This is a genomic window from Roseitalea sp. MMSF_3546, assembly GCF_030732865.1.
In the GTDB taxonomy this organism is placed as follows: Bacteria; Pseudomonadota; Alphaproteobacteria; order Rhizobiales; family Rhizobiaceae; genus Roseitalea.
The window spans coordinates 32,268-57,402 of the sequence record NZ_JASHKB010000026.1; the positions used below are offsets into that span (position 1 = coordinate 32,268).

The 25,135-nt window shown below is 67.5% G+C and carries 24 protein-coding genes; 4 read left to right on the plus strand and 20 right to left on the minus strand.

The window, feature by feature from the left end:
• Window positions 1-4: 4 nt before the first annotated feature.
• Both RBB34_RS16645 and RBB34_RS16650 read right to left on the minus strand, forming a co-directional pair.
• Window positions 5-796 (minus strand): metal ABC transporter permease, encoded by a 792-nt coding sequence (locus RBB34_RS16645; protein WP_306120370.1) that lies wholly within the window; start codon window positions 794-796, stop codon window positions 5-7.
• On the minus strand, window positions 789-1,661 hold the full coding sequence (locus RBB34_RS16650; RefSeq protein WP_306120371.1) for a metal ABC transporter ATP-binding protein: 873 nt from the start codon (window positions 1,659-1,661) through the stop codon (window positions 789-791). The genes RBB34_RS16645 and RBB34_RS16650 overlap by 8 nt, the downstream gene beginning before the upstream one ends.
• 137 nt (window positions 1,662-1,798) lie before the next feature.
• On the opposite strand from RBB34_RS16650, the gene RBB34_RS16655 reads away from it, so the two are divergent.
• Window positions 1,799-2,872 (plus strand): zinc ABC transporter substrate-binding protein, encoded by a 1,074-nt coding sequence (locus tag RBB34_RS16655; protein WP_346432548.1) that lies wholly within the window; start codon window positions 1,799-1,801, stop codon window positions 2,870-2,872.
• 3 nt (window positions 2,873-2,875) lie between these two features.
• On the opposite strand, the gene RBB34_RS16660 is transcribed toward RBB34_RS16655, so the two are convergent.
• From RBB34_RS16660 to uxuA, 13 genes are all read right to left on the minus strand, one after another.
• Window positions 2,876-5,056, minus strand: a complete 2,181-nt coding sequence (locus RBB34_RS16660) for an SdrD B-like domain-containing protein (RefSeq protein ID WP_306120373.1) — start codon at window positions 5,054-5,056, stop codon at window positions 2,876-2,878.
• 124 nt (window positions 5,057-5,180) lie between these two features.
• The gene (locus RBB34_RS16665; protein WP_306120374.1) at window positions 5,181-6,128 is read right to left on the minus strand and encodes a hypothetical protein; all 948 of its coding nucleotides are present in this window, start codon (window positions 6,126-6,128) and stop codon (window positions 5,181-5,183) included.
• Window positions 6,129-6,265: 137 nt separating this feature from the next.
• Window positions 6,266-7,075, minus strand: a complete 810-nt coding sequence (gene pcaD / locus RBB34_RS16670; protein WP_306120375.1) for a 3-oxoadipate enol-lactonase — start codon at window positions 7,073-7,075, stop codon at window positions 6,266-6,268.
• A gap of 8 nt (window positions 7,076-7,083) precedes the next feature.
• Window positions 7,084-8,163: a Gfo/Idh/MocA family oxidoreductase gene (locus RBB34_RS16675; RefSeq protein WP_306120394.1), complete on the minus strand. Its 1,080-nt coding sequence runs from the start codon at window positions 8,161-8,163 to the stop codon at window positions 7,084-7,086.
• A complete protein-coding gene (locus RBB34_RS16680; protein WP_306120376.1) occupies window positions 8,163-9,188 on the minus strand; it encodes a Gfo/Idh/MocA family oxidoreductase in 1,026 nt (341 codons plus the stop codon). The genes RBB34_RS16675 and RBB34_RS16680 overlap by 1 nt, the downstream gene beginning before the upstream one ends.
• Window positions 9,189-9,191: 3 nt before the next feature.
• A complete protein-coding gene (locus RBB34_RS16685) occupies window positions 9,192-10,232 on the minus strand; it encodes a Gfo/Idh/MocA family oxidoreductase (RefSeq protein ID WP_306120377.1) in 1,041 nt (346 codons plus the stop codon).
• The gene (ugpC, locus tag RBB34_RS16690) at window positions 10,229-11,359 is read right to left on the minus strand and encodes a sn-glycerol-3-phosphate ABC transporter ATP-binding protein UgpC (RefSeq protein ID WP_306120378.1); all 1,131 of its coding nucleotides are present in this window, start codon (window positions 11,357-11,359) and stop codon (window positions 10,229-10,231) included. The genes RBB34_RS16685 and ugpC overlap by 4 nt, the downstream gene beginning before the upstream one ends.
• 18 nt (window positions 11,360-11,377) lie before the next feature.
• Window positions 11,378-12,394 (minus strand): NAD(P)-dependent oxidoreductase, encoded by a 1,017-nt coding sequence (locus RBB34_RS16695; RefSeq protein WP_306120379.1) that lies wholly within the window; start codon window positions 12,392-12,394, stop codon window positions 11,378-11,380.
• Window positions 12,391-13,476 (minus strand): carbohydrate ABC transporter permease, encoded by a 1,086-nt coding sequence (locus tag RBB34_RS16700; protein ID WP_306120380.1) that lies wholly within the window; start codon window positions 13,474-13,476, stop codon window positions 12,391-12,393. Before RBB34_RS16700 ends, RBB34_RS16695 begins: the two co-directional genes overlap by 4 nt.
• The gene (locus tag RBB34_RS16705) at window positions 13,476-14,507 is read right to left on the minus strand and encodes a sugar ABC transporter permease (protein WP_306120381.1); all 1,032 of its coding nucleotides are present in this window, start codon (window positions 14,505-14,507) and stop codon (window positions 13,476-13,478) included. Before RBB34_RS16705 ends, RBB34_RS16700 begins: the two co-directional genes overlap by 1 nt.
• 235 nt (window positions 14,508-14,742) lie before the next feature.
• Entirely contained in the window at window positions 14,743-16,029 is a 1,287-nt protein-coding gene (locus RBB34_RS16710) for an ABC transporter substrate-binding protein (protein ID WP_306120382.1), read from the minus strand.
• A gap of 52 nt (window positions 16,030-16,081) precedes the next feature.
• Window positions 16,082-16,813 carry a GntR family transcriptional regulator gene (locus tag RBB34_RS16715; protein ID WP_306120383.1) on the minus strand — a complete coding sequence of 244 codons (732 nt, stop codon included), beginning with the start codon at window positions 16,811-16,813 and terminating at the stop codon, window positions 16,082-16,084.
• The gene (gene uxuA, locus RBB34_RS16720; protein WP_306120384.1) at window positions 16,791-18,011 is read right to left on the minus strand and encodes a mannonate dehydratase; all 1,221 of its coding nucleotides are present in this window, start codon (window positions 18,009-18,011) and stop codon (window positions 16,791-16,793) included. The genes RBB34_RS16715 and uxuA overlap by 23 nt, the downstream gene beginning before the upstream one ends.
• A 74-nt stretch (window positions 18,012-18,085) precedes the next feature.
• Between uxuA and RBB34_RS16725 the strand changes: the two genes are divergently transcribed.
• A complete protein-coding gene (locus RBB34_RS16725; RefSeq protein WP_306120385.1) occupies window positions 18,086-19,039 on the plus strand; it encodes an alpha/beta fold hydrolase in 954 nt (317 codons plus the stop codon).
• 73 nt (window positions 19,040-19,112) lie between these two features.
• Here the strand turns inward: RBB34_RS16725 and preA are convergent, their stop codons facing one another.
• On the minus strand, window positions 19,113-20,420 hold the full coding sequence (preA, locus tag RBB34_RS16730; protein WP_306120386.1) for an NAD-dependent dihydropyrimidine dehydrogenase subunit PreA: 1,308 nt from the start codon (window positions 20,418-20,420) through the stop codon (window positions 19,113-19,115).
• A 64-nt stretch (window positions 20,421-20,484) separates the two neighbouring features.
• Here preA and RBB34_RS16735 point away from each other — a divergent pair, with 64 nt between their 5' ends.
• Window positions 20,485-20,706, plus strand: coding sequence for a type II toxin-antitoxin system HicB family antitoxin (locus RBB34_RS16735; protein ID WP_306120387.1), 222 nt, complete (start codon window positions 20,485-20,487; stop codon window positions 20,704-20,706).
• A gap of 3 nt (window positions 20,707-20,709) precedes the next feature.
• Window positions 20,710-20,943 (plus strand): type II toxin-antitoxin system HicA family toxin, encoded by a 234-nt coding sequence (locus RBB34_RS16740; protein WP_306120388.1) that lies wholly within the window; start codon window positions 20,710-20,712, stop codon window positions 20,941-20,943.
• A gap of 13 nt (window positions 20,944-20,956) precedes the next feature.
• Here RBB34_RS16740 and RBB34_RS16745 read toward each other — a convergent pair whose 3' ends face one another.
• From RBB34_RS16745 to RBB34_RS16760, 4 genes are all read right to left on the minus strand, one after another.
• Window positions 20,957-21,331, minus strand: a complete 375-nt coding sequence (locus RBB34_RS16745; protein WP_306120389.1) for a glyoxalase superfamily protein — start codon at window positions 21,329-21,331, stop codon at window positions 20,957-20,959.
• A gap of 180 nt (window positions 21,332-21,511) precedes the next feature.
• Window positions 21,512-22,861 (minus strand): NAD(P)-dependent oxidoreductase, encoded by a 1,350-nt coding sequence (locus RBB34_RS16750; protein ID WP_306120390.1) that lies wholly within the window; start codon window positions 22,859-22,861, stop codon window positions 21,512-21,514.
• Between the two features lie 298 nt (window positions 22,862-23,159).
• Window positions 23,160-24,158: an ABC transporter substrate-binding protein gene (locus RBB34_RS16755; RefSeq protein WP_306120391.1), complete on the minus strand. Its 999-nt coding sequence runs from the start codon at window positions 24,156-24,158 to the stop codon at window positions 23,160-23,162.
• Window positions 24,159-24,213: 55 nt separating this feature from the next.
• On the minus strand, window positions 24,214-25,086 hold the full coding sequence (locus tag RBB34_RS16760) for an ABC transporter permease (protein WP_306120392.1): 873 nt from the start codon (window positions 25,084-25,086) through the stop codon (window positions 24,214-24,216).
• Window positions 25,087-25,135 lie beyond the last annotated feature (49 nt).

Genomic DNA, 25,135 nt, shown 5'->3' on the forward strand with positions numbered 1-25,135 from the left:
CCCGTCAGGATCGGCGCATCAGCGGCGCCAAGCTTAGCACGAAAAGGATGAGCGCTGCGACCACGATGGACGGGCCGGACGGCGTGTCCCATTGCAGCGAGCCGAACAGGCCGGCGATGACCGCCGCCACGCCGGCCAGCGCGGCGATGATCGCCATCTGCTCGGGCCCGCCCGCAAAGCGCCGCGCCGTCGCCGCCGGAATGATCAGCATCGCGGTGATCAGCAGCACGCCGACGATCTTCATCGCGATGGCGACGACGATCGCCATGAGAACCATGAAGACGATGTCGGTGCGCGCCGGCGCCATGCCCTCGGCCTTGGCCAGTTCGCGGCTGACGGTCGCGGCGAACAGCGGTTTCCAGATGACCACCAGCCCGGCGAGCACCGCTGCCCCGCCCAGATAGATCACCGCGATATCGGTGCGCGACACCGCCAGGATGTCGCCGACCAGAAAGCTCATCAGATCGACCCGCACCCAGGTCATGAAGGCGAGCGCCACCAGACCCAGCGCCAGCGCGGAATGGGACAGAAGGCCCAGGATCGCATCGGTTGCCAGCGTCGCCCGGCTCTGCAGGGCATAGAGCGCGAGCGAGACCAGGATCGCGACTGCGAACACCCCGACCGTGATCTGCGCCTCCAGCAGCAGCGCCAGCGCCACGCCCAGAAGCGCGGCGTGGGAAAGCGTGTCGCCATAATAGGCCAGACGCCGCCAGATGACGAAGCAGCCCAGCGGCCCCGCCACCAGCGCCACGCCGGTGCCGGCAACGAGCGCACGCACGAAGAAGTCGTCAAGCATCGCCCTGCCCCTTGCCGCGCCGTTCCGGCTCGGACGGCCGAGCCGTCCCGCCGGGCGGGTGCCCCTGGGCGTGATGATGGCCGTCCCCGGGGTGGCAATGATCGGTGACGGTGCCGTCGGCATGGCGCACGCGCCCGTCGGGCAGATGGGTGTGATCGTGGTGATGCTCGTAAAGTGCCAGGGCCGAGGCTGCCCGGTCGCCGAACAGCTCGCGATAGGCCGCGCTCTCGGCGACCGCCGTCGGCGTGCCTTCGCAGCACACATGCCCGTTCAGGCAGACGACGCGGTCGGTGGCGGCCATCACCACATGAAGATCGTGCGAGATCAGCAGGATCCCGCAGGCCCAGTCGTCGCGGATGCGCGCGATCAACTCGTAGAGCGCGATCTCGCCGGTATAGTCGACGCCCTGCACCGGCTCGTCGAGCACCAGAAGATCGGGCTTGCGGCCGAGCGCGCGCGCCAGCATGACGCGCTGGAACTCGCCGCCCGACAGCGTCCGAAGCTGGTTCTGGCGCAGATGGGCGACACCGGTGCTGGTCAGCGCCGCCTCGACCTCGTCGTCCGAGGGATGGCCGGTCAGCCGCATGAAGCGCGCCACCGTGACCGGCAGCGTCCAGTCGAGCGCCAGTTCCTGGGGCACATAGCCCACGCGCAGGCCCGGCCGGCGCACGGCCGTGCCCTCGTCGGGTGCCATCAGGCCGAGCGCGAGCTTTGCCGTGGTCGACTTGCCCGACCCGTTCGGGCCGACCAGGGTGACGATCTCGCCCGGTCGCACCGCCATGTCGACGCCGCGCACGAGCCAGCGGCCGGCGCGACGGGCGCCCGCATTGGTCAACTGGACGAGAGGGTCGGCGGGCTTGAGCATCAAGCGCTCCAAATCGAGCCTTGTCGCAAGGACAGGCACTTGCGCTGGCTTATCTCACAGGCTATCACCGCACGCAACGATGTTACAGTATAACATTACCCAACGATCGCCATTGCCGAAGGGAGACAATGATGGGAATGCGCCGCATCTTGACGCTGGCCGCGCTTGCCGTGGCCGCCGCCAGCCCCGCACGGGCAGATATGACTGTCATCGCCTCGATCAAGCCGGTCCATTCGCTGGTCGCCGGCGTGATGGGAAGCACCGGCACGCCGCAGGTGCTCGTCGAGGGCGCCGCCTCCCCGCACAATTACAGCCTCCGGCCGTCGCAGGCGGCCAGCCTCGCCGATGCCGATCTGGTCGTCTGGATCGGGCCGGAACTCGAGGCATTCCTCGAAAAGCCGATCGAGACGATCGCCGCCGATGCGCGCAGCCTGGCGCTGGCCGAGACCGACGGCGCAACGTTGCTCGAGCAGCGCGCCGGCGGAGCCTTCGAGGACCACGACCATGCCCATGGCGATGATCATGCCCATGGCGATGATCATGCCCATGACGATGATCATGCCCATGACGATGATCATGCCCATGACGATCACCACGATGACGACCACGCCCATGACGACCACCACGATGACGACCACGCCCATGACGAGCACCACGATGACGACCACCATCATGGCGATGGTCACGCCCATGACTCCCATCTCTGGCTCGATCCCGACAATGCCAGGGTCTTCGTCGGCGCCATCGCCGCGGCGCTTGCCGACATCGACCCCGCCAACGCCCAGACATATCGGGACAATGCCGGCACCCTCGCCGACCGGCTCGATGCGCTGCAAGCCGAGGTCGCCGAAACGCTCGAACCCGTCCGCGATGCCCGCTTCATTGTCTTTCATGACGCATACCAGTATTTCGAGAACCGCTTCGGCCTGCGCGCCTCGGGCTCGATCACGGTCAATCCCGAGGTCGCGCCCGGCGCCGACCGGCTGCGCGAGATCAAGGCAAGGATCGCCGAACTCGATGGCGCCTGCGTCTTCGCCGAGCCGCAATTCGACCCCCGCGTGATCGAGATCGTCACCGAGGGCACGGGCGCAACATCCGGCGTACTCGACCCGCTCGGCGCCGAACTGCCGGCGGGGCCGGACCATTACTTCGCGCTGATCCGCACCATGGCCGAGGCGTTCACCGCATGCCTGGGCGGCACCGGGCGATAAGCGTCACCGGGCGCCGACAATGCGCGTTTGAACCGGCGAGGCCGGCAGTTGCCGGCGCCGCCACTCCTCGGCGAGCAGCTCCTCGATGGCGCCCAGCCGCGCCTGGGCCAGCGCCATGTCCTCGCCGCGCCGGTGATAGGTCAGCCGCATCACCGACGGCCCGTCGACCGCGGTGAAGGCGACGGCGAGGATGCCGTTGCGCAACGCTTCGGAGGGAACCGCACTGCCCGGATCGAAGGCCGGACCCGCCAGGTCGATGCTGACGACCGGCAAGGGCGCCGCGCCGAACTCGACCCGCACGGGCAGGTCCGGCGACACCGGCACCGTCACCGGGTTCGGGCCGATCAGCCGCATGCCCTCGGGCAGGGTCGCCGTGTCGAGCCGCAGCGCCATCTCCGCGCCCTCGGGCCGCCCCTCGCAGGCCAGCACGAAGCGCCCGGCCGGGCCGGTCGTGGCCACGATCCCGCCATCGGCGGTCAGGCGCACATCGGCAATCCCACGCTCGGCCGGATCCATCGCCGCATTGCGATTGGCATCGACGAAGACCACTCCGCCGATCTCCGGGCAGGCCGGATCGGCCAGGCCCTCGATGCGCAGCCGCACCCGTGCCGGCCGCGCCGCCGCGCGCCCGTCGCCGCCGAGCAGTTGCGACACGGCGTCGACGACGCCGCTGACCGCCGCATCGGTGACGCGCGCCTCGAAGCGGACCGTCGCGCTCTGGCCGGGCGCAAGCTCGAGCGGGCCGAAGCGCAGGCCGCGCCCGGCGGTCTCCGGCTCGAAGGCCGCGCCGTCGACGCGCGCCGTGCCGGGCGCATAGACGAGCGGGTCGGGCAGCCGCTCGACCAGGGTCAGCGTATCGGCCGTCACCTCGCCGTCATTGGCGATATCCACCGTCAGGACGACCACATCGCCCTGCCTTGCCGCCGCGCTGTCGGCGGTCTTGGAGACCGACAGGCCCGTGCCGGTGCGCGCGAACAGCGGCATCAGCGGAACATGGTTGAAGACCACCGCCGGATCGCCCTGCGCGATCGCCAGCACCCGGTGGTGCCGCGCTTGCAGGCCATCGGGCGGCGGCACGGCGGTCGGCTGCACATGGCACGGACCGCCGGCGATCGCATCGCCCGGACACGCACCCACATCGAGCGCGGCCTCGCCCGCACCGGCGACCGGCTCGTAGCCGCCCGGTGGGGCGACCGCGATGCGATATGTCGTGCGCCCGGCCGGGCATTGCGGCGCCGCGCCGAAGACGATCGAGAGACGATACTGGCCGCTCGCGCCGGTCATCTGCCCCTGCTGGCCCGGCAGCAGGCAAGCCGGCGGCAGCGGCTCGCCCTCCGCGTCCACAAGGCGCACCACCGCCCCCGTCACCGGCGCTCCGCTGATCGCGTCGAAGACAACGCCCGTCGGATTGACCGCGATATTGCGGTCGATGAGCACCGATCCGGGTTCGACGGCGAAGGCGTCGGCGCGGGCGACGCCGAGCCCGGTCAGCGTGTCGGTGACCACAAGCGCGTAGGTGCCCGCGTCAAAGCCCTGAAAGGCGAACTGGCCGGCCGAGCCGGTCGCCGACACCGCCACCGCCTCGCCGGCTGCGTCGATCAGTTCGACCCGATAGCCGGCGAGCCCCGGATCGAAGCCGTCGAGCGCGCCGTTCTGGTCGGCGTCCTGAAAGACCGTGCCGGCGAGAAGCGGGCGCGAACGCGCGACGGTCAGGGCCACCCGCGCGCGCGCGCAATTGGTCGGATGGGCGTCTTCGCAGGCCCGATATGTCATCTCGAATGTGCCGGGCGGGGCATGACGGGCCACATCGAGCGTGCCGTCGGAATTCAGCGTCAACCCTTCGGGCCAGGGCTCGACCGGCCGGGCCACGAGTCCTTCGGCTCCCGGCGACTGGCCGTCCAGCGTGTCGTTGGTCAGAACGTTGACGACCGCCCTGGCCGGCTCGGCCGAGTCGACGATCTCCGGCACCGTATCGCCGGCCGCCGAAACGACCCCGAGCAGGCCGATGGTCACGGTCCCGGAGCCAGCCGTCACCTCGGCGCCGCCCGGCGCGAGCGCGCGCGCGCTCGCCCGGTTCTCGATATCGGCGCGCGCCGCGCCCAGGCCGGCGGCAAGCAGCGCCAGCGCCAGCAGCGGCCCGGCGCCCATGCGGCGCCGGCGCCCGCGCTCATCCCGTCTTGTCACCGAGGCACGCATCGACCGCAAAGAACCACACCTTGCCCAAGGTTCGCAGCGTTTACCGCCTGCCCGACGGATGCGGCCAAATCATGCGTGGCGCGCCGTTGCCCGGCCGGCCCGCCGCAACCGGTCACTCGGGCTGCTGCGCGTCGATATCGGCTTGCTCGATCACGTAGCTGGCCTGAAACACCGCCGTCTCGCCCGGCGCGAGCTCGGCGACGCTCTCGGGCGTCACCGGCGACAGCGTGCCTTGCCCGGTGAAGGTGGCCGGCCCGTCCTCCACGCTCACGTCGCGCAGCGTCACATTGCCGGTATTGGTGACCGTGAATTCGTAGGTCACCGTATCGCCGGCCGCCCAGCCCACCGTCTGCACCGCGGCCCCGTTCTTGGCGATCTTCTCCATGCTCAGCGACGGCAGGGACGGGATGTTGGTGGTCACGGCCAACTGGGTCTGTTCGCTCTCGGCATCGGGCATCACCGTCACGCCGGTGGGGTCGGTGGCCGTCGCGGAGACGGTGTTGACGACGCTGTCGGTTGCCTGCGCGGCGGCATCGATGTCGGCCTGGGTGAGACCGTAGGAGGCCCGGTAGCGCCAGCTCTCGCCCGGCGACAGTTCGCCGTTGCTGCCAACATCGCTGCTCGCGGCCAGAACCGGCTCGGACCATCGGCCGGCGGCCGGCTGGCCGTTGAACGTCGGCCCGGGCGCATCGACGCTGATATCGGTCAGGGTCACATTGCCCGCATTGGTCACGGTGACGGCGTAGTCGATCCGGTCGCCGGCATCGACCATCATCTCGCTGGCGCCGTTGCCGATGGTCGGCCGGCCCTCGTCGATGCTCAGGGCGACGAGAAGGCGGGCGGCCTGCGTTTCGGTCTCGATGGCCACGGAATCCGTGCCGGTGACGGCGCCCGCCTCGCCGCCCGGCGCGGTGCCCGTCGCCCGGCCCTCATTGACGATCTGGGCCGGAGCCGGAGCGGCAATCCCGGCAAGGCAAGCAGCGGCGATCAGCGTGCGAAGCAAGCGGCCAAAACGCGCCCGCTCTCCGAGACCGCGACTGATGTGGTCCTGCTGTGTCATGCGCATCGTCTGTCCCTGCTGGTTCGCCTTTGCCTGCATTGTCCATGAATGCGGCGTGGTTTCAAACCGCCCGGCGGCAAAAAAACGGCCGATTGTCAAACGCACGACAAAAACCGGGCGCCGCGCGCCCGCACGGCTCACGTGCCCGGCGGCGGCCCGGCCACCTCCCGGGCGAAGGCGCGGACGATGTTGGCCAGCGCCTCGGGCCGTTCGACACATGGAATATGGCCGCAATCGGTCAGCACATCATAGCGCGCATCGGGGATCAGCTTGGCCATCTCGCCCACCACTTCGGGCGGCGTCGAGCCGTCCTGATCGCCGACGACGCAGGCGGCCGGCACGGTCAGCGCCCGCGCGATGTCGGTGAAATCGGCATCGCGAATGGCCGCGCAGGTGCCCGCATATCCGGCCGGCGGCTGGCGCACCAGCATGTTCCGGTATCCGGCAAGCTCGGCATTGGCCGGATGGCGAAACTCGGGCGTGAACCAGCGTTCGAGCACCGGCTCGGCGAGCGCGGCGATGCCGCCGGTCTGGACGGTCTCGATCCGCTCGTTCCACACCGCCTCGCTGCCGATCCTGGGCGCGGTGTCGCACAGCACCAGCGCGCGCACCAGTTCGGGCCGGCTGCCGGCGAGCCCGAGCGCGATCAGCCCGCCCACCGACAGCCCGCAGACGATCGCCTGGCTGACCGAAAGATGGTCGAGCAGGCCGGCCAGATCGCCCACATGATCATCCATCGCATAGGGCGCCTCGCCCACATCCGAAAGCCCGTGACCGCGCTTGTCATACATCACGAGCGCGAAATCGCCGACCAGCCGCACGATCACGTCGCGCCAGATGCGGAAATCGGTGCCCAGCGCGTTGGCGAACACGATCGTCGGCTTGCCCTCGGCCGCCCCGATCACCTGAAAGTGCAGCGTGACGCCGTTGATGTTCGCGAACTGCATGGTGGCTCCTATCCGGTCAGCATTGGCGCCCAGTCCGAACAGATCGGTTCGGCCCGGTCAAGCGGCAGCGCGACGGTCGCGCCCGTCCGCGCGGCCCGGTAGACCGCGGCCACCAGTTCGATCGAGCGCACGCCGTCATCGGCGGTGACCAGCGCAGCGGGTCGGCCCTCCAGATGATCGGCGATGGCGGCGAACTGGCCGGCATAGCCGACCGGGCGCGCCGCGACCGTCTCGGCCATCTCGGCCAGCGCGTCGTCGAGCGCCACCTGGGTCAGCGGTGCGCGCGCCTCGAACGTCCAGTCATCGGCGCCGGGCGCATAGGGATTGCGCCCGCTTTCGGCCGTCAGCGTCTCGAAGACGAACCGCAGGCGCGAGGTGTCGCGCGCCCCGCCCAGCGTGATCGATGAGGTCACCAGCGCGCCCGAGGCGCAGCGCATGGCAAGCGCGGCGCAGTCCTCGGTCTCGATGGCGTTGACGCGCGTGTCGACCATGGCCGACACGGCCGTCACCGGCCCCAGGAATCCGCTGACGAGGTCATGCGCGTGAATGGCATGGCCGAGCACCGCCCCGCCGCGTTCGCTGGCCCATTTGCCGCGCCAAGGCACGGCGTAATAGTCCGCGCCGCGGTTCCAGTGCGTCTCGATTGTGGCGACCAGCGGCGTGCCGGCCAGCCCGCGCCGCTGCAGTTCGGCCAGTTGGTAGAGCCCGTGCCCGTAGCGGTACTGGAAGATCGGCGCGAGCAGCCTGCCGGTGTTGCGCGCCGCATCGGCCATGCGGTCGGCCTCGACGACCGAACCGGCCAGCGGCTTCTCGCAGATCACGTGCTTGCCCGCGGCGAACGCCTCGAGCGCGACCGGCGCGTGCAGATGCGGCGGCAGGCAGATGTCGACAATGTCGATATCGGGGTCGGCCAGCACCTCCGGCAGCGCCTCGACCGCCGCGCAGTGATCGTCATGGGCGGCGACGCGTTCGGCCCTGGCCCGATCGAGATCGCAGACGGCAACGACACGGAACCGCGCGCGCAATTGCCCATAGGCGAGCATATGCGCCTCGCCGATCCCCGCGCCGGCGATCGCGACCTTGAGCATCACGTCCCTTTCAGCTTGCCGATGCGCGCCGCCTGCGCCTGCGCCTTGAGCGCCAGTTCCATCACCTTCAGGCAGTGCGTCTGCGTCATGGCCGTCTCGGTGCGGTTCTGCACGTCGGCGGCGAGCCGTTCGAAATAGGTCAGCCTTTCGCCCGAGGCGTCGAAATATTCGCAGCGCTCGCCATTGACCAGATAGACATGGTCGGTGCCCTCGCGCCCGCACAGATCGACATATTTGCGCAGTTCGATCGTGCCCTCGGTCCCCAGAATGACCAGCCGGCCGTCGCCCCAGCTCGGCAGCGCGTCGGGCGTGTACCAGTCGACCCGGATATAGCCGGTGCCCTTGTCCGAGCGCAGCAGGATCTCGCCGAAATCCTGAAGACCCGGATCGTCCGGATTGGCGAAATTGCCGACCGCGGACGCAACGATCTGCGCATCATCGGAGCCGGTGAAGAACAGGAACTGGTCGATCTGGTGCGAAGCGATGTCGCAGATGATCCCGCCATACTGGTCCTCGACGAAGAACCAGTCCGGCCGCAAGTGCCGGTTCAGCCGATGCGGGCCCAGGCCGACGGTCTGCACCACCTGCCCGACCGCGCCCTCGGCCACCAGCTCGGCTGCCTTCTGCACGGCCGGCACCTCGAAACGCTCGGAAAAGTCGATCGACCAGATGCGCCCGGTCTCGGCGACGGTCCGCCTGATCGCCTCGAGCTGGTCCAGCGTGGTGCAGCCGGGCTTGTCGGTCATCACGTCCTTGCCGGCCTGCATCGCCTCGATGGCGCGCTCGGCGCGCCGCGCCGGAATGTCGGCGATCAGGATCAGGTCGATCTCCGGGTCGTCGAGCAGCGCCCTGCGGTCGGCGACGCGCGGCACGTGCGGGAAGCGCTTGAGGAACCCGGCGACCGGCTGCGGCTCGCCATCGGTCCACCAGCCCTTGCAGGTCGCACCGGCATCGAGCATGCCCTGCAACTGGCCATAGATGTGCCGGTGATCGACGCCGATCACCCCGACGCTGAGCTGTGCCATGGATCAGGCTCCGTTGGAGATTTCGACGGCGCGCCGCTCGCGCGAGGAGGCGACCAGCGCGTCGATGAGATAGTGGACATGCAGCGCATCGCGCCCGGTCACGGCCGGCTCGCGCCCGGCCGCGATCGCCTCGATGAAATCGGTGATCAGGTCGCGGTGCCAGTCGAAGGGAAACGCCATCGGGTCGGCGCCACCGCCCGTGCCGTCGGCGCTTTCGCCGAAACGTTCGCTACGCCCGTCGCGCCAGTTGACCGTCAGCGTGCCCGATTGCAGATGCGCGCTCGCCTTTTCGCAGTCGAGCGTGATCGATTCGGCCTCGCCGGGAAAGGCGGCGACGGTCGCCATCACCGCGCCCATCGCGCCGTTGCGGAAATGCAGCCCGCCGGCGACGAAATCCTCCGATTCCATCTCGTGGAAAGGCGTCGTGCCGGCAACGGCCTGCACCTCGGCGACCGGGCCGGCGATCGACAGCATCAGATCGAGCGTGTGGATGGCCTGGCTGATCAGCACGCCGCCGCCGTCGCGCGCATAGCTGCCCCGGCCCGGCTCGTCATAATAGCTCTGCTCGCGCCACCAGGGCACCGAGGCGCGCGCCAGCCCGATCGCGCCCAGCGCGCCCGAGTGAACCAGCTTGTCGAGCTTGCGCGAGGCCTGCCGGAACCGGTGCTGGAAGACGATGCCGAGCTGCACCCCCGCCGCCTCGCAGATCGCCACGATCTCCTCGGCCGCTTCCGAAGTCCGCTCGACGGGTTTTTCCATCAGGATGTGCTTGCCCGCCCCGGCAAAGCGCCGCACCAGGTCGAGCCTCTGATTGGGCGGCGTGATGATGATGACCGCCCTGACCGCCGGATCGTCCGCCAACGCCTCCAGCGAGGCCGCCTCGGCAAATCCGTGCTCGGCGCAGAAGGCCGCCCGCTTGTCGGCCCCGCGCGAATAGACGCCGCGCACCGCGATGCAGTCGTCCAGCGATCTCAGCGCCTGCGCGTGCGGCTTGGCGGCCATGCCCGTGCCGACCACGCCGATCCCGATACGCCCCGCGCTCATGCCTGCGCTCCTTCGACTTCCATCCCGGCGGCGGCGCCGTTTTCGATTCCATTGGCAACGACTTGGCCGTCGGCGTTGAACAGGTGCATCACCTTTCGCTGGAAGCGCAGATGCACCATTTCTCCCTCGCTCACCGGAAACTGGCCGAGCTGGTGCACCGTGATCTGCGGCAGCCCTTCGGGCGTGCAGAACAGGTAGGTCTCCCCGCCCAACTGCTCGGTCAGGTCGACCGGAGCGGAAATGTCGGCCTGGGCCGCATCGACGATGTCCATGTGTTCGGGACGGATGCCGAAGGTGACATTGTCGCCCGGCGCGATGCCCGCAATGGCCGGCAGCGCGATGCGCTGGCTGCCGGCGACCAGATCGATGCCGCCGCCCTCGCCGGGTTCGGCCACCGCCTCCATCAGGTTCATCCGCGGCGAGCCGATGAAACCGGCAACGAAGGTGTTTTGCGGGCAGTTGTAGAGTTCGAGCGGCGTGCCGATCTGTTCGATGCGGCCCTGATTGAGCACGACGATCACATCGGCCAGCGTCATCGCCTCCACCTGGTCATGCGTGACATAGATCATCGTGCCGCCCAGCTTGTTGTGCAGCGCCGCGATCTCCTTGCGCATGGCAACGCGCAGTTCGGCGTCCAGATTGGACAGCGGCTCGTCGAACAGGAAGGCCTTGGGATCGCGCACGATCGCCCGCCCGATGGCCACGCGCTGGCGCTGGCCGCCCGAAAGCGCCTTGGGCCGCCGGTTCAGATAGGGCGTGATCTGCAGCATCGCGGCCGCTTCCTGCACGCGGCTTTCGATCTCCGCGCGCGCCATCTTCGAGTTTTCGAGCCCGAACGCCATGTTCTTGTAGACGCTCATATGCGGATAGAGCGCATAGGACTGGAAGACCATGGCAAGCCCGCGCTCGGAGGCGGGGATGGCGTTGACCACCGTGCCATCGATGACGACCTCGCCGCCGGTGACCTGTTCGAGCCCGGCGATGATGCGCAGGAGGGTGGACTTGCCGCAGCCCGACGGGCCGACGAATACAACGAACTGACCCGAGCCCACATGCAGGTCGATGCCGTGGATCACCTCGACATCGCCATAGGCCTTCAGGACGCTTTTGAGCTCGATTTCAGTCACACCGCCTCCCCGTGCATGCTATCGGCTGCGGGCCATGGCGGCCAGCCTCGGCTCGGCGCGCTGCAGCCGCATGGGCGGCAGGCCGCGCAGGATCTGGCGCACATCGTCGACGATCATGGACCGCATCGCCGCATAGGTCGAGGCCAGCCCGCCGGCCAGATGCGCCGAGAACAACGCGTTGCGCGTGTCCCGCCACGGGGCGTGCGCCGGCACCGGCTCGTCGGGAAAGACGTCGACGGCGACGCGCAGCCGGCCGCTGTCGGCTTCGGCCATGAGCGCCTCGAAATCGACCACCTCGGCGCGCGAGGCAAGAACGAGGCTTGCACCCTCGGGCATGCGCGCCAGCCGGTCGGCGCCCAGGAAGCCTTCGTTCTGCGCGGTCACCCCGGCGAGCACGAAGACCACGCGGCGCGATGAAAGCAGCGCGTCGAGCGCCATCGGCTCTAGATCGCAACTTTCCAGATAGGCGTCCGACAGGCCCGGATCGTGCACCGCGATCCGGGACGTGAACGCTCGCAGGAGCGGCACCAGCGCCCGGCCCAGATTGCCGTAGCCGATCAGCCCGACCGGCGCGCCGAACAGGCTGTAGGCGGCGCGGTTGCCCTCCCCGCCATAGCGCTCGCTGCCCTTGCGGAAGGCGGCATCGGCCCGCGGCAGCCCGCGCGCCAGCGCGATCGCCTGGCCCAGGCAGTATTCGGCGACCGGCGGGCCCATCACCGGCGCCACGGTCAGCACCTGCACGCCCTTGGCCTGCGCGTGCGCATAGTCGATGTTCGGCTCCCAGTTCGCCTTGACGTTGACGATCGCCTTCAGATTCGCCGCCCGGTCGAGCCGGTCGCGGTCCATGGCGGTCTGGCCGATGATGATCGCCACCTCGTCGAGCACGCTCTCGACCAGCGCGTCGGGCGCGCGCGCGCCGAAATGGGTGACCAGCCGGCCCATCGAGCGCAGCGCCGCCTCGGTGTCCGGCGTGAACACCATCGCCTCGGTTCGAGGGAACGGATCGACGAAGATGAGCGGCAGGGGCGCGGTCATTTCATGCCCGAGGAAGCGATGCCGGTGGTGATGAAGCGCTGCAGGAAGGCGAAGACCACGGTCACCGGGATCAGCGCCACGACCGTCATCGCCAGCACGAAATGCCATTGCACGTTCAGTTCGCCCTGGAAGGCGTTCAGTCCGATCTGCAGCGTGTAGACCTCCGACCGGTTGAGCACGATCAGCGGCCACAGGAAATCGTTCCAGCGCCACATCACCGAGAATATCGCCAGCACCGCGATCGCCGGCAGCGACAAGGGCAGCACGATGCGCCAGTAGATCTGCCATTCGGACGCCTTGTCCATGCGCGCCGCCTCGATCAGGTCGCGCGGAATCGTCAGCATGTATTGCCTGAGCAGGAACACGCCCGTGGGCGTCGCGCAGCCCGGTATGATCACCGCCCACAGCGTGTTGACCATGCCAAGCTGGGTGACGACCAGATAGGTCGGCACCAGGATGATGGTGATCGGGATCATCAGCGTGCCGATGACGAACAGCATCACCGCGTTGCGCCCCCGGAACTCGTAGATCGCCAGCCCGTAGGCGGCCATCGAGTTGATCAGCAGCGTGATCAGCGTCGCCGCCGCCGTCACGATGACCGAATTGTTCAGGTATGTCAGGAAGTTGAACGTCTCGAGCGGCTTGGTATAGTTCTCCCAGGCGACACGGAACTCGCGGATCGGCTCGCGGTCGTCGATCGACACCTGGATGCGCTCTTCAGGGTTTTCGGGATCGACCATCTGGCTCATGATGCCGATGCGCCGGATCTGCGCCATCTGCCGGACGGTGCCGTCCTCGAAGGTCACCTCGAACAGTGGCAGCGGCTCGTCGAAGCCCTGCACCTCCACCTGCACCTGGCCGAGCGGCAAAAGCGTCGGCGGAAACTCCTGAAGGCCGGCCTGCGTCTTGAACGAGGACAGCACCAGCCAGACCACCGGCAGGAACATCAGCGCCACGCCGAAGGCGAGGTAGACATAGGTGAAGATGTCGGTCCAGTGCCAGCCACGCCCGTTCGGCCCGCCGCGCCGTGCGGTCGCAAGGCCCCCGATCGTCCGGCTCGGCGTGGCGGCGATGTCGGCCATCAGCCCTGGTCCCTCCTGCGCACGACCGCCAGTTGCAGCAATGTCAGGACGAACAGCACCACGCCCAGGACCACCGAGGCGGCCGAGGCCAGGCCGAAATTCTGCACCTGGCTGGCAAAGCCGGTGGTGTAGATGTACTGGACGATGAACTGCGTCGCCGTGCCCGGCCCGCCGCCGGTCAGCACGAACACCTCGTCGAACACCTGCACCGACTTGATCAGCGCCAGCACGATGACCACGAGCATGTTCGGCCACAAAAGCGGCAGCGTGATGCGCCAGAACACGCGCTCGGGCTTGGTGCCGTCCATCTCGGCGGCTTCGTAAAGGTCCGGCGGGATCGCCTGCAGCCCGGCCAGCAGGATCAGCGTGTAAAAGCCCATATTGGCCCAGATCGACACGAAGATCGCCCAGAACATCGCCCATTGCGGATCGACGAAGAACAGGATGCGATCGAGCCCCAGCCCGACAAGGCCGGCATTGAGAACGCCGTCGCGCAGCAGGATCCACTTCCAGATCAGCGCGACCACGACCGGCGACAGCAGCACGGGGAAGAAGAACGCCGCTCTGTAGAACCCGCGATAGCGGATGTCCCGATTGAGGATCAGGGCGGTGATCAGCGAGAACAGCACCATGAGCGACACCTGGAAGGTGACGAACACGACCGTGTTGTAGATGCCGCGCCAGAACCGGTCCTCGCGGCAGGTCGTCGGGTCGAAATGGTTGGCGCAGGCGGCCAGATATTCGTACTGCTCAAGGCCCACATAGGGCCGGTCGGTCAGGAAGAGGTTGGTGCCGCCGGTGACCGAGAAGGCGAAATTGATGAACAGCGGAATGATGACGAACAGGCCGAAAAAGACCATGTTCGGCAGGATGAAGAAATAGGGCATCGCGCCGATGCCGAAGATCCGCTGCACGAAGCGGAACGGGATCTCCAGTATGGCAAAGACCACGCGCGCCGGGATCGCCGCGACCGCCTTGGCACGGTCGGTCAGCGTCACCGGTTCGGGCGGTGCGATGTCGGTTGAAGCCATGGTCCGATCCATCACCTTCGAACCTGGCGCGAACGCACGTCGTCAACAGCGCTGAGACGGCATTTCATCGCCACGTCATACCGGGACTGGCCCCGGTATTTAGACTGCGGTTGCCCGCTCGGATTGCGGGACACCCGCGACATGCGCGGGCGCCCCGCAATGGCGAAGCAGACGGCCACTTTCGGATCAGGTGCACGAAACAAGGCCGAAAGCGGCCATTGGCCCACAGGCCCGATCAGCCGTCGCGCTCGCGCTCGGCGATCTGCTGGGCGACGTCCTGCTCCATGCGCTCATAGGCCTCTTCGAGCGTCAGCTCGCCCACGATCGCCTCGCCCAGCCGCGAGATCAGCGCGTTGAACATCACGCGGTTGTTCACATAGCCCTGAAGATCGAACGCGATCGGCGAGATCGACGGCACGGCGGCCGCGAACGTCGACAGCGCATGCTTGGCGCGCGGATCGTCGGTTTCGAAGTCGACGCCACTCTCGGCCAGTCCCAGATGCCCGGGAATGAACAGCGTGCGCGCGTAGAACTCCGACAGCACCTCCTCGCTCGACAGGTAATCCATCAGCGTGCCGACCTCTTCGGGATGCTCGGTGTCCTTGAGCGCGACCAGCGCCGCGCCGCCGGGCATGCCGGTGCAGGCGGCCGGCCCGCACGGCGCCGGAACCGCCCACCAGTCGAACGCATCGCCGATCGTCTCGGCGAATTGCGGGATTTGCCACGAGCCGGACATGTAAAGGACGACATTGGCGTTGGCGAAGTCCTCATTGGCGCCCAGATACTGGTTGCCCGAGACCGAGCCCCACAACTCCTTGGGCATGGTGCCGTCCTGGTGCCAGTCATGGAGTTTCTGGGCCATCATCTTCAGCCCCTCATCGACCAGCGCCGGCTCGCCGTCTTCGGTGAACATCTGCGCGCCCATCGAGATCGCCGGGCCGGCAACGCGGTGGCCGGAGCGGTCCCAGGCCATCGGATAGGGGACGCCCGTTGCCTCGGCGACCTGGCTGGACGCTTCGGCCCAGTCGTCCCAGGTCGCGCCTTCGCCGGGCATCTCCACGCCGGCCTGCTCGAACAGCGTCTTGTTGACATAGGGGCCGGTGACGGTGAGCTGCGTCATGAAGCCGGTAATGGCACTGTCATTGCCCGGCTCGCGCTTCCACTCCAGGAACGGGCCGAAATTGTTCTCCCAGTACTCGGGATCGGAGATGTACGGCGTCAGGTCGAGATAGTATTGCGCCAGTCCGCCAAGGTCGGTCACGCGGGCCAGATCGGGTCCCTCGCCGGCGGCGAGTTGCACCGGCAGGCTTTCCAGAATCGCCTTGTAGGGCACGGTGTCCAGAACCACGGTGATGTCCGGGTTCTGCTCCTCGAAGGTGTCGAGCAGGTCACGCATGACCTCGCCCTCATTGCCGTCATTGTACCAGGTCATGCGCAGTTCGGTCTGCGCCATGGCCGATCCGGCCATCAGCGCAAAGCCGGCCGCGCTGACAGCCAGGGTCCTGGTCAGTGTCTTGGTCATGGGTATCTCCTCCCGAAAAGATAGCTGATCGTCGGTCACGCCACGCCTTGGCCTATGGTTCGCCCGGTGGCGGTTGCGCCGGATCGTGGCCCGACGCGCCCGCGGTTTCAAGTACGGAATCGATGTGTGCGGCCATTCGTGCCGCCGCGGTCTCGCCCTGGCCCGCCTCGATCGCCGCGACGATGCCCAGATGCTGGCGATAGGCGGCCAGCGAGCGCCCTTCGATGGACGACATCAGCACCAGCCTTTCCCGGTCGATATGCGCCTTCATCGTCTGCACCAGCGACCAGCCATTGGGCGCGCCGGCGAGCGCGGCGAGTTCGGCATGGAACGCCTCGTCATGGGCAAAGAAGGTCCGGTAGTCGTCGCGCTCGGCGGCCAGGCGCTGCTGGTCGAGAAGCGGCCGCAGCGCCGCCAGATCGGCGCTGCGCGCGGCGAGCCGGCGCACGACGGCGCATTCGATGGCCCGGCGCACGAACAGTGCCTCGTCGAAACGGGCTCCATCGCGCGGCGCGACCACGGTGCCGGCCTGCGGGCGCACCTGGACAAGACCCTCGCGCGCCAGCCTCTGTATCGCCGCGCGCAGCGGCGTGCGGCTGACCGAAACGATGCGGGCGAGGTCGGCCTCGCTGACCAGCGTGCCCGGCGGCAGGCGGCCATCGATGATGGCGGCGCGCAACAGCGCGTAGATCTGCGGCGCGATCGGGCTGTCGCGCGCCACCGATGCCCCGGCGAGCGCGCCGCCAAGGTCGAAGGCGGCATCATGCGGCGCCTTGCGCGGCATGACCCTTTTCGACGGCCGCCATGATGCCGCGCAGTTCGGCCAGCCCCTTGAGCCGGCCGATGGCCGGATAGCCGGGCTGGGCGCCGCGCGCCGCATCGTCGAGGATCTCGTGGCCGTGATCGGGCCGCATCGGGATCTCGCAATCGTGCCGCCCCTCGGCCCGGCGCCGCGCCTGCTCGGCCATCAGCGCGGCGACGACGGCGACCATGTCGGTGCCGCCTTCAAGATGCTCGTCCTCGACAAACGAGCACGGCACGCCCTCGGTGGTGCGCGTGACGTTGCGCAGATGGACGAAATGGATGCGCGGGCCGAACTCACGCACCATGGCGGCAATATCGTTGTCCGGCCGGGCGCCGAACGAGCCCGCGCACAATGTCAGTCCGATGGCCGGGCTGCTAACGGCGGCGAAGGCGTCGCGCACATCCCCGGCGGTCGACCACACGCGCGGCAGGCCGAGCAGCGCAAATGGCGGATCGTCGGGATGGCAACACAGCCGCAGGCCGAGCCGTTCGGCCGTGGGCGCCACCTCGGCGAGGAAATCGACATGGTGCCGGCGCAGCCGGTCGGCGTCGATCTGCGCGTAGTCGGCCAGCTTGTCGCGCACATCGGCCGTCGTCCAGCGCTCGGCCGAGCCGGGCAGTCCGGCGGTCACGTTCTCGGCGAGCGCCTGCTTGCGCTCACCGCTCATATGGGTGAACCGGTCGGCGGCCTGCCGGACGATCGGCTCGTCATAATCGCCCTGCGCGCCCGGCCGGCGCAATATGTGCATGTCGAAGGCGGCAAAATCGACGAGGTCGAAGATCATCGCCGTGCCGCCGGTCCGCGTCGGCGCGCGCAGATCGGTGCGCGTCCAGTCGAGCACCGGCATGAAGTTGTAGCAGATCGTCGCGATGCCGCATCGCGCCAGGTTTTCCAGGCTTTGCCTGTAACGCTCGATATCCCCGCGCCAGTCGCCCGACTGCGTCTTGATCGCCTCGGAGACCGGCAGGCTCTCGACGACGTCCCAGCTCAGCCCGGTCGGCGTGCCGTCGGCTTTGCGGCCGACCTCGGCCTGCCGTTTTTCGATCTCGGCCACCGGCCACACCGCGCCGGTCGCGATATGGTGCAGGGCAGTGACGATGCCCTGCGCACCGGCCTGCCGCGCATCGGCGAGCGTGACCTTGTCGACCGGCCCGAACCAACGCCATGTCTGCCGCATGAACTGCCCTCTTTGCTCTTTTCGAGGGACACTAGTATACCAGTAGCGTCGCTGACAAGCGGGAAGGACGAGCATTGCCTGCGATCGACCGTGAACGGGTGCGGCATCTGCTCGGCGTTGGCGGCGGGACGCAGGCGGCGGGGACGCTCGACATCGTGTCCGCCACAGCCGAAGACGGCTTCGTGCGCCACGCCGTTGCGCTCGCCATCGATGACCGGGCCATTGCCGGCACGCTGCTGCTGCCAGAGGACACGAAGCGTCCCGTGCCCGCCGTGCTCTACTGCCACGCCCATGGCAACCGCCATGACATAGGCGCGGCCGAACTCATGGACGGGCGCCCGGCGCTGCAATCGCCTTACGGCCCGGCCCTGGCGCGGCGCGGCCATGCGGTGCTGTGCATCGACATGCCCGGCTTCGGCACGCGGCAGGCGGAGGGCCCCGAAAGCGCGCTCGCCAAGGCCGCCCATTGGCGCGGTCGGACCCTGTTCGGTCAAATGCTCGACGATCTGACCGCCGCGCTCGATGCGCTTGCAACTCACCCGGCGGTCGATCCGACCCGCATCGCCACGCTCGGCCTGTCCATGGGCGCGACCCATGCCTACTGGCTCGCCGCGCTGGATGAGCGCATTGCCGCCTGTGCGCATCTGTGCGCGTTCTCGAACATCGGTCCGCTGATCGCGGCCGGCGCCCACGATCTGCACGGACCATACATGACCGTGCCCGGCCTTCTGGCCCATGGCGACATGGCCGACATCGCCGCGCTGATCGCCCCGCGTCCGCAAATGGTCGCAGCGGGCCTCAAGGATCCGCTGACCCCGCCCGAGGCCCTGAATCCGGCCCTCAGCCGATTGCGCCAGGCCTATGATTCACAGGGCGTTTCCGATGCCCTCACCGTGCTGACATCGCCGGACACCGGCCATGAAGAAACACCCCGGTTGCGCATGGCGGTGTTGGGGTTTCTGGAGCGGCACTTGAGCGGCGCATCCGCCTCGTCCTTCGAGGCTCGCCAATCATCACCCTCATCCTGAGGTGCGAGCATAGCGAGCCTCGAAGGACGAGGGTGATGATTGCCTCACACCTCAGGATGAGGCGGAACGCCCCCTACTCCGCCGCCTCCTTGAAGGTGGCCGGATTGTTGGGGTGCTCGGTCCAGTTTCCATAGTCCGGATCGACCGGCTCTTTCGTGCGCGGGTCGACGCCGGCGATCCGCTCCATCGTAATGCAATCGTCCACCGGGCACACATTGACGCAAAGATTGCAGCCCACGCACTCTTCGTCGATCACCTCGAACTTGCGCACGCCATCGACCATGTTGGTGATCGCCTGGTGCGATGTGTCCTCGCAGGCGATGTGGCAGCGCCCGCACGAGATGCACAGATCCTGGTTGATCCGCGCCTTGGTGACGTAGTTGAGGTTCAGATACTGCCAGTCGGTGACGTTCGGCACCGCCATGCCGCGAAAGTCCTCGATCGTCCGGTAGCCCTTTTCGTCCATCCACGCCTCGAGCCCGGCGATCATCTCCTGGACGATCTTGAAGCCATAGGTCATCGCCGCGGTGCACACCTGCACAGTGCCGCACCCAAGGGCGATGAACTCGGCCGCATCGCGCCAGGTGGTGACCCCGCCAATGCCCGAGATCGGCAGGCCATGGGTTTGCGCATCGCGGGCGATCTCGGCGACCATGTTCAGCGCAATGGGTTTCACTGCCGGGCCGCAATAGCCGCCATGGCTCCCCTTTCCGTCGATGGAGGGTTCGGGCGACATCGAATCGAGGTCGACCGAGACGATCGAGGAGATGGTGTTGATCAACGAGACCGCGTCGGCCCCGCCCGCCTTCGCCGCCCGGGCCGGATAGCGGATGTCGGTGATGTTGGGGGTCAGCTTGACGATCACCGGCAGGTCGGAGTGCTGCTTGCACCATTCGGCGACCATCTGGATATATTCGGGGACCTGCCCGACCGCCGAGCCCATGCCGCGCTCGCTCATGCCGTGCGGGCAGCCGAAATTGAGCTCGACCGCATCGGCGCCGGTCTGCTCGACCATTTTCAGGATGTTCTTCCAGGGTTCCTCTTCACAGGGCACCATCAGCGAGACGATCATCGCCCGGTCGGGCCAGTTCTTCTTGACCGTCTCGATCTCGCGCAGATTGGTGTCGAGCGCCCGATCGGTGATCAGTTCGATGTTGTTCAGGCCGATCAGCCGCCGGTCCGGCCCCCAGATCGCGCCATAGCGCGGCCCGTTGACATTGACGATGGGCGGATCCTCGCCGAGGGTTTTCCAGACCACGCCGCCCCAGCCCGCCTCGAAGGCGCGCTCGACATTGTACTGCTTGTCGGTGGGCGGCGCCGAGGCCAGCCAGAACGGGTTGGGAGAGGAAACGCCGAGAAAGCTGGTTGTCAGGTCTGCCATGGGATTTCCTCCATTGTCTCGCTATAGTCACGCCATGCGACGCCATCGATCAGGAGCAAGCGCCTTGCGTCAGTTTACCATCAATCTTCATCCGCAGCCCGAAGGCGGCTATACCGTTCTTGTCCCCGCGCTGCCCGAGGTCGTCACGGAAGGCGAGACGCGGGAGCAGGCTCTGGCCAATGCGCGCGAGGCGATCGAACTTGTCATCGAACAGTACCGCGCGGAGGGGTGGGACATTCCCGATGATGTGGCCACGGAGGTCGACCGGCTGACCGTGGCGGCATAGCGCTTGGTACGCCGCCTACCCGTCGTCAGCGGCAAACGGGTTGTCCGCGCTCTCCAGAAGCACGGATTCGAGGTGCGACGTATCAGTGGAAGCCACCATCTGCTTCGCCATCCCGGCCCGCCTGTGCGCAACGTCACTGTTCCCGTGCACGGCAACAAACCCCTGAAACGAGCCACCCTTGCGTCCATCATCAGGCAGGCCGGCCTTTCCGTCGACGCCTTCGTCGCTCTGCTGTGACCGCCCGCCATCCTCATTGCCCGGCAACCGTCTGCAGCAGCACGAGATTGCCCTCGCTGTCGTGGATCATCGCCCAGCGCACGCCGGGCTCCCAGGGCGCGTCGTCCGGGCCGGACTGGATGGCAACGCCCTTCGAGGTCAGATCCTCGCACAGCGCATCGACGTCGTCGGTCGCCAGCACCAGCGCCGGCTTGTCCTGCGGCTCGATCGTCGAGTGCTGGTCGAAATGCAACATGGTGCGCGCGCCGGGAATCTGCATGAAGATCCAGCGGCTGTCGCCATAGGGCGCGTCGCGCTCGACGCGCATGCCCAGCATGTCGCGATAGAATTCGACCGCCCGGTACATGTCGACCACGCCGATCGACTGAAAGTGGATATGGCTCAGCATGGCGCGGCTCCTGCTGCCTGCAGACCGTTTGGAACACTCCCCCCTCTGTCCCTTCGGGACATCTCCCCCACAAGGGGGGAGAGCGGGCGCCAAGGCACCCCGAACGCGCCTACCCTCCCCCCTTGTGGGGGAGATGTCGGCAAAGCCGACAGTGGGGGGTATCGCATCGCTTGCACTACCCTACCCCGTCAGCGCGTCATGGATGGAGGCGGCGGCGATCTTGCCGTCCTCGACCGCGACCACGGTCAGATCGTCGCCGCCTTCGATGCAGTCGCCGCCCGCCCAGATCTTGGCATGCGATGTCCTGCGGTCCCCGTCGGTGACGATCCGGCCCCTGGCGAGTTCCAGCGCAACATCGCCGAACAGCCCCTCGACCGGTTTCTGGCCGATCGCCTTGAAAACCTGGTCGGCGGGCAAAGTCACCGTTTCGCCGGTGCCCGAGAGCGTCCCGTTCATCGCCGTGTATTCGAGCGTGATGCCGGTCACCGCGCCGGCCTCGTTGCGCTGCAAGGCCCGCGGTTGCAGCCAGTGGCGGATCGTCACGCCATGGGTCTGCGCCACCTCCTGCTCGTATTCGGACGCGTTCATCTGTTCGGGCCCGCGCCGGTAGCAGATCGTCACCGTCTCCGCCCCAAGGAGCTTGGTCTGCACGGCAACGTCGATTGCCGTCATGCCGCCGCCGATGACCACGACATTGCGGCCCACAGGCAGGTCTGACAGTTCGCCCGCCTGGCGCAGCGCTTCGATATAGGCGACCGCATCGATGCAGTTGTCGGCATCCTCGCCGTCAAGGCCAAGATCGTTGACGCCCGGCAGACCCATGCCCAGGAAGACCGCATCGTACTCGGCCGCCAGCGCGTCCAGCGCCACATCGCGCCCGAGCGACACGCCATTCCTGATCTCGATGCCGCCGATGCCGGTGATGAAGTCGACCTCGCGTTGCGCAAAGCCGTCCGTCGTCTTGTAGGCGGCAATGCCGTGCTCGTTCAGCCCGCCCGGCTTGTCGCGCGCCTCGAAGATCGTCACGTCATGGCCGTTGCGGGCCAGCGCGTGGGCGCAGGCGAGCCCTGCCGGCCCGGCGCCGACCACGGCGACGCACTTGCCGGTCGGCGCGGCCCGCTCATAAGGGTGCGCCTCGACCGTCTCCATGAAATGGTCCGTCGCATAGCGCTGCAGGAGGCCGATCTTGACCGGCTTGCCCTCGGCCACCTCGCGCACGCACACCTCCTCGCACAGCGTCTCGGTGGGGCAGACGCGCGCGCACATGCCGCCCATGATGTTCTGGTCGAAGATGGTCCTGGCCGCCCCGTTCGCATTGCCCGTCGAGATCTGCCGAATGAACATCGGAATGTCGATCGACGTCGGACACGCCTGCATGCAGGGCGCGTCGTAGCAGAAATAGCACCGGTCGGCCTCGACCACGGCCTCGTGCCGGTCGAGCGGTTCGTGCAGGTCGTCGAAATTGTCCGCATACTGCTCGGCCGAAAGCCGGCCGGCCTTCACATCCGGTGAAGCAGTCCCATGCGCCATGGCGCATCCTCCGTCCTGTGGTCCTGCGGTGCGCGGCTCTTGCCGGCCGGTCACCCGATGACGGGAGCTTTCAATAATTTGATCAAGAGGTCAAATTTTTTCTGAGACCGTTTTTGACACGTTGCTACACGTCATTCCGGAACTTGATTCCGGAATCCATTACGCGGTCCTGATCCGTGGATTCCGGAATCAAGTTCCGGAATGACGCCGTGTGAATGCCGCGGTGACGCGCCATTGCACAAAAAAGGCCGCCCGCGAACGCGGACGGCCCCTTGGGAATCGAAATGCGAGCGGGCGCCTACATCCCCTTGACCTTGTTCATCACGTCATCGGTCCAGGCACCTTCCGGACGATCGGTGATCACCGGGTCCGAGCCGCCCGAAAGCAGCGAGTCGACGGTGGTTTCGGCGGCCGAAACATCGAGTGTGCCATCGGAATCGCCGACCAGCTTGCAGATCTCGCCGACCATGCGCACCTGGTGCTCCATGGTCTGCGCGCCGGTCGCGTCGTTCTCCAGCACGATCTCGGCGGCTTCCTCCTGGTTCTCGCAGGCATACTCCCAGCCGCGCATGGAAGCGGCGACAAAGCTTGTCAGCTTGTCGACCATCGCCGGGTCCTCGAGGTTTTCCTCGGTCGTGTAGAGCCCGTCCTCGAGCGTCGCCACGCCCTGGTCGGTGTAGTTGAACACGACCAGATCGTCCGGCGAGAAGCCGGCATCGATCACCTGCCAGTATTCGTTGTAGGTCATCGTCGAGATACAGTCGGCCTGCTCCTGGATCAGCGGGTCGACGTTGAAGCCCTGGCGCAGCACCTCGACGCCATCCTCGCCACCCTCGGTCGGAATGCCGAGCTGGCTCATCCACGACAGGAACGGGAACTCGTTGCCCGCGAACCACACGCCCAGCGTCTTGCCGCGGAAGTCCTCCGGGCTCTCGATGCCCGTCTCGGCCCGGCACGTCAGCATCATGCCCGAACGCTCGAAGGGCTGGGCGATGTTGACCAGCGGAACGCCCTTTTCGCGCGCGGCGAGCGCGGCCGGCATCCACTCGACGATCACGTCGGCGCCGCCGCCGGCGATCACCTGCGGCGGGGCGATGTCCGGCCCGCCCGGATTGATGGTCACGTCGAGACCGGCTTCCTCATAGAAGCCCTTGTCCTTGGCGACGTAGTATCCGGCGAACTGGCCCTGCGTGACCCATTTGAGCTGCAGCGTCAGCTCGTCGTCCTGGGCGTTGGCCGCCGAGGCGGCAACGAGCCCCATCGCGGTTCCCGCGGTCAGTGCAATCCATTTGCGCATATTGGTTCTCCCTGTTTGCTCATGGACGTCTCGAACCTGGCATCCTCATCCCGTCTTATGGTCGCTCGCTTCGCATGGACGGATGCCAGAATGTCACGGACCGCTCGATCAGGGCGATGAGCCCGTAGGAAAGCGAGCCGGCGAGCGCGGCGACGAAAATGGTGGCCCAGACCATGTCGACATTGAGCCGTCCGATCTCCGCGGAGATGCGAAAGCCCATGCCGACAATGGGCGTGCCGAAGAACTCTGCGACGATTGCGCCGATCAAAGCAAGCGTGGAATTGATCTTCAAGGCATTGAAGATGAAGGGCATTGCCGCCGGCAGGCGCAGCTTGATCAGCGACTGGGTGCGGCTCGACGCATAGGTGTGCATCAGATCGCGCTCCATGTGCCCGGCCGCGTTAAGCCCGGCGACGGTGTTCACCAGCATCGGAAAGAAGGTCATCACCACGACGACAGCGGCCTTGGACTGCCAGTCGAAGCCGAACCACATCACCATGATCGGGGCGATGCCGATGATCGGCAGCGCCGAGACCAGATTGCCGATCGGCAGCACGCCCGCCTTCCAGAACGGCGAGCGGTCGACGAGCACGGCGACGGCAAAGCCCAGCGAACAGCCGATGACATAGCCGGTGATGACGCCCTTCAGATAGGTCTGGACGAAATCGGCCCACAGCGTCGGCACCGAACCCGTCACCCGCTCCCAGATCATCGAAGGCGGCGGCAGGATCACCGAAGGCACGCCAAGCCCGCGCGTGATCCCCTCCCACAGCGCCAGGATGGCCGCGCCGAACAGCACCGGAATGGCGAGGTTCACCGCCATCCTCATCGTGCCCGTCTCCGGCCTGAGCGCGGCCAGCCGGGTGTTGGCGTACCAGGCGATCAGCCAGAACACGACCGCGGCGATGAGCAGCGTCGTGTCGGTCATCGCGCATGCTCTCCGGAAGCGGCGGAGCGTCGCCCCCACCCCTCACCCC

What these genes read in the sequence shown, in the direction of transcription:
- RBB34_RS16645 (WP_306120370.1), bottom strand. Translation starts at nt 796, where the DNA reads ATGCTTGACGACTTCTTCGTGCGTGCGCTCGTTGCCGGCACCGGCGTG.
- RBB34_RS16650 (WP_306120371.1), bottom strand. Translation starts at nt 1,661, where the DNA reads ATGCTCAAGCCCGCCGACCCTCTCGTCCAGTTGACCAATGCGGGCGCC.
- RBB34_RS16655 (WP_346432548.1), top strand. Translation starts at nt 1,799, where the DNA reads ATGCGCCGCATCTTGACGCTGGCCGCGCTTGCCGTGGCCGCCGCCAGC.
- RBB34_RS16665 (WP_306120374.1), bottom strand. Translation starts at nt 6,128, where the DNA reads ATGACACAGCAGGACCACATCAGTCGCGGTCTCGGAGAGCGGGCGCGT.
- pcaD (WP_306120375.1), bottom strand. Translation starts at nt 7,075, where the DNA reads ATGCAGTTCGCGAACATCAACGGCGTCACGCTGCACTTTCAGGTGATC.
- RBB34_RS16675 (WP_306120394.1), bottom strand. Translation starts at nt 8,163, where the DNA reads ATGCTCAAGGTCGCGATCGCCGGCGCGGGGATCGGCGAGGCGCATATG.
- RBB34_RS16680 (WP_306120376.1), bottom strand. Translation starts at nt 9,188, where the DNA reads ATGGCACAGCTCAGCGTCGGGGTGATCGGCGTCGATCACCGGCACATC.
- RBB34_RS16685 (WP_306120377.1), bottom strand. Translation starts at nt 10,232, where the DNA reads ATGAGCGCGGGGCGTATCGGGATCGGCGTGGTCGGCACGGGCATGGCC.
- RBB34_RS16695 (WP_306120379.1), bottom strand. Translation starts at nt 12,394, where the DNA reads ATGACCGCGCCCCTGCCGCTCATCTTCGTCGATCCGTTCCCTCGAACC.
- RBB34_RS16700 (WP_306120380.1), bottom strand. Translation starts at nt 13,476, where the DNA reads ATGGCCGACATCGCCGCCACGCCGAGCCGGACGATCGGGGGCCTTGCG.
- RBB34_RS16705 (WP_306120381.1), bottom strand. Translation starts at nt 14,507, where the DNA reads ATGGCTTCAACCGACATCGCACCGCCCGAACCGGTGACGCTGACCGAC.
- RBB34_RS16710 (WP_306120382.1), bottom strand. Translation starts at nt 16,029, where the DNA reads ATGACCAAGACACTGACCAGGACCCTGGCTGTCAGCGCGGCCGGCTTT.
- RBB34_RS16715 (WP_306120383.1), bottom strand. Translation starts at nt 16,813, where the DNA reads ATGCCGCGCAAGGCGCCGCATGATGCCGCCTTCGACCTTGGCGGCGCG.
- uxuA (WP_306120384.1), bottom strand. Translation starts at nt 18,011, where the DNA reads ATGCGGCAGACATGGCGTTGGTTCGGGCCGGTCGACAAGGTCACGCTC.
- preA (WP_306120386.1), bottom strand. Translation starts at nt 20,420, where the DNA reads ATGGCAGACCTGACAACCAGCTTTCTCGGCGTTTCCTCTCCCAACCCG.
- RBB34_RS16745 (WP_306120389.1), bottom strand. Translation starts at nt 21,331, where the DNA reads ATGCTGAGCCATATCCACTTTCAGTCGATCGGCGTGGTCGACATGTAC.
- RBB34_RS16750 (WP_306120390.1), bottom strand. Translation starts at nt 22,861, where the DNA reads ATGGCGCATGGGACTGCTTCACCGGATGTGAAGGCCGGCCGGCTTTCG.
- RBB34_RS16755 (WP_306120391.1), bottom strand. Translation starts at nt 24,158, where the DNA reads ATGCGCAAATGGATTGCACTGACCGCGGGAACCGCGATGGGGCTCGTT.
- RBB34_RS16760 (WP_306120392.1), bottom strand. Translation starts at nt 25,086, where the DNA reads ATGACCGACACGACGCTGCTCATCGCCGCGGTCGTGTTCTGGCTGATC.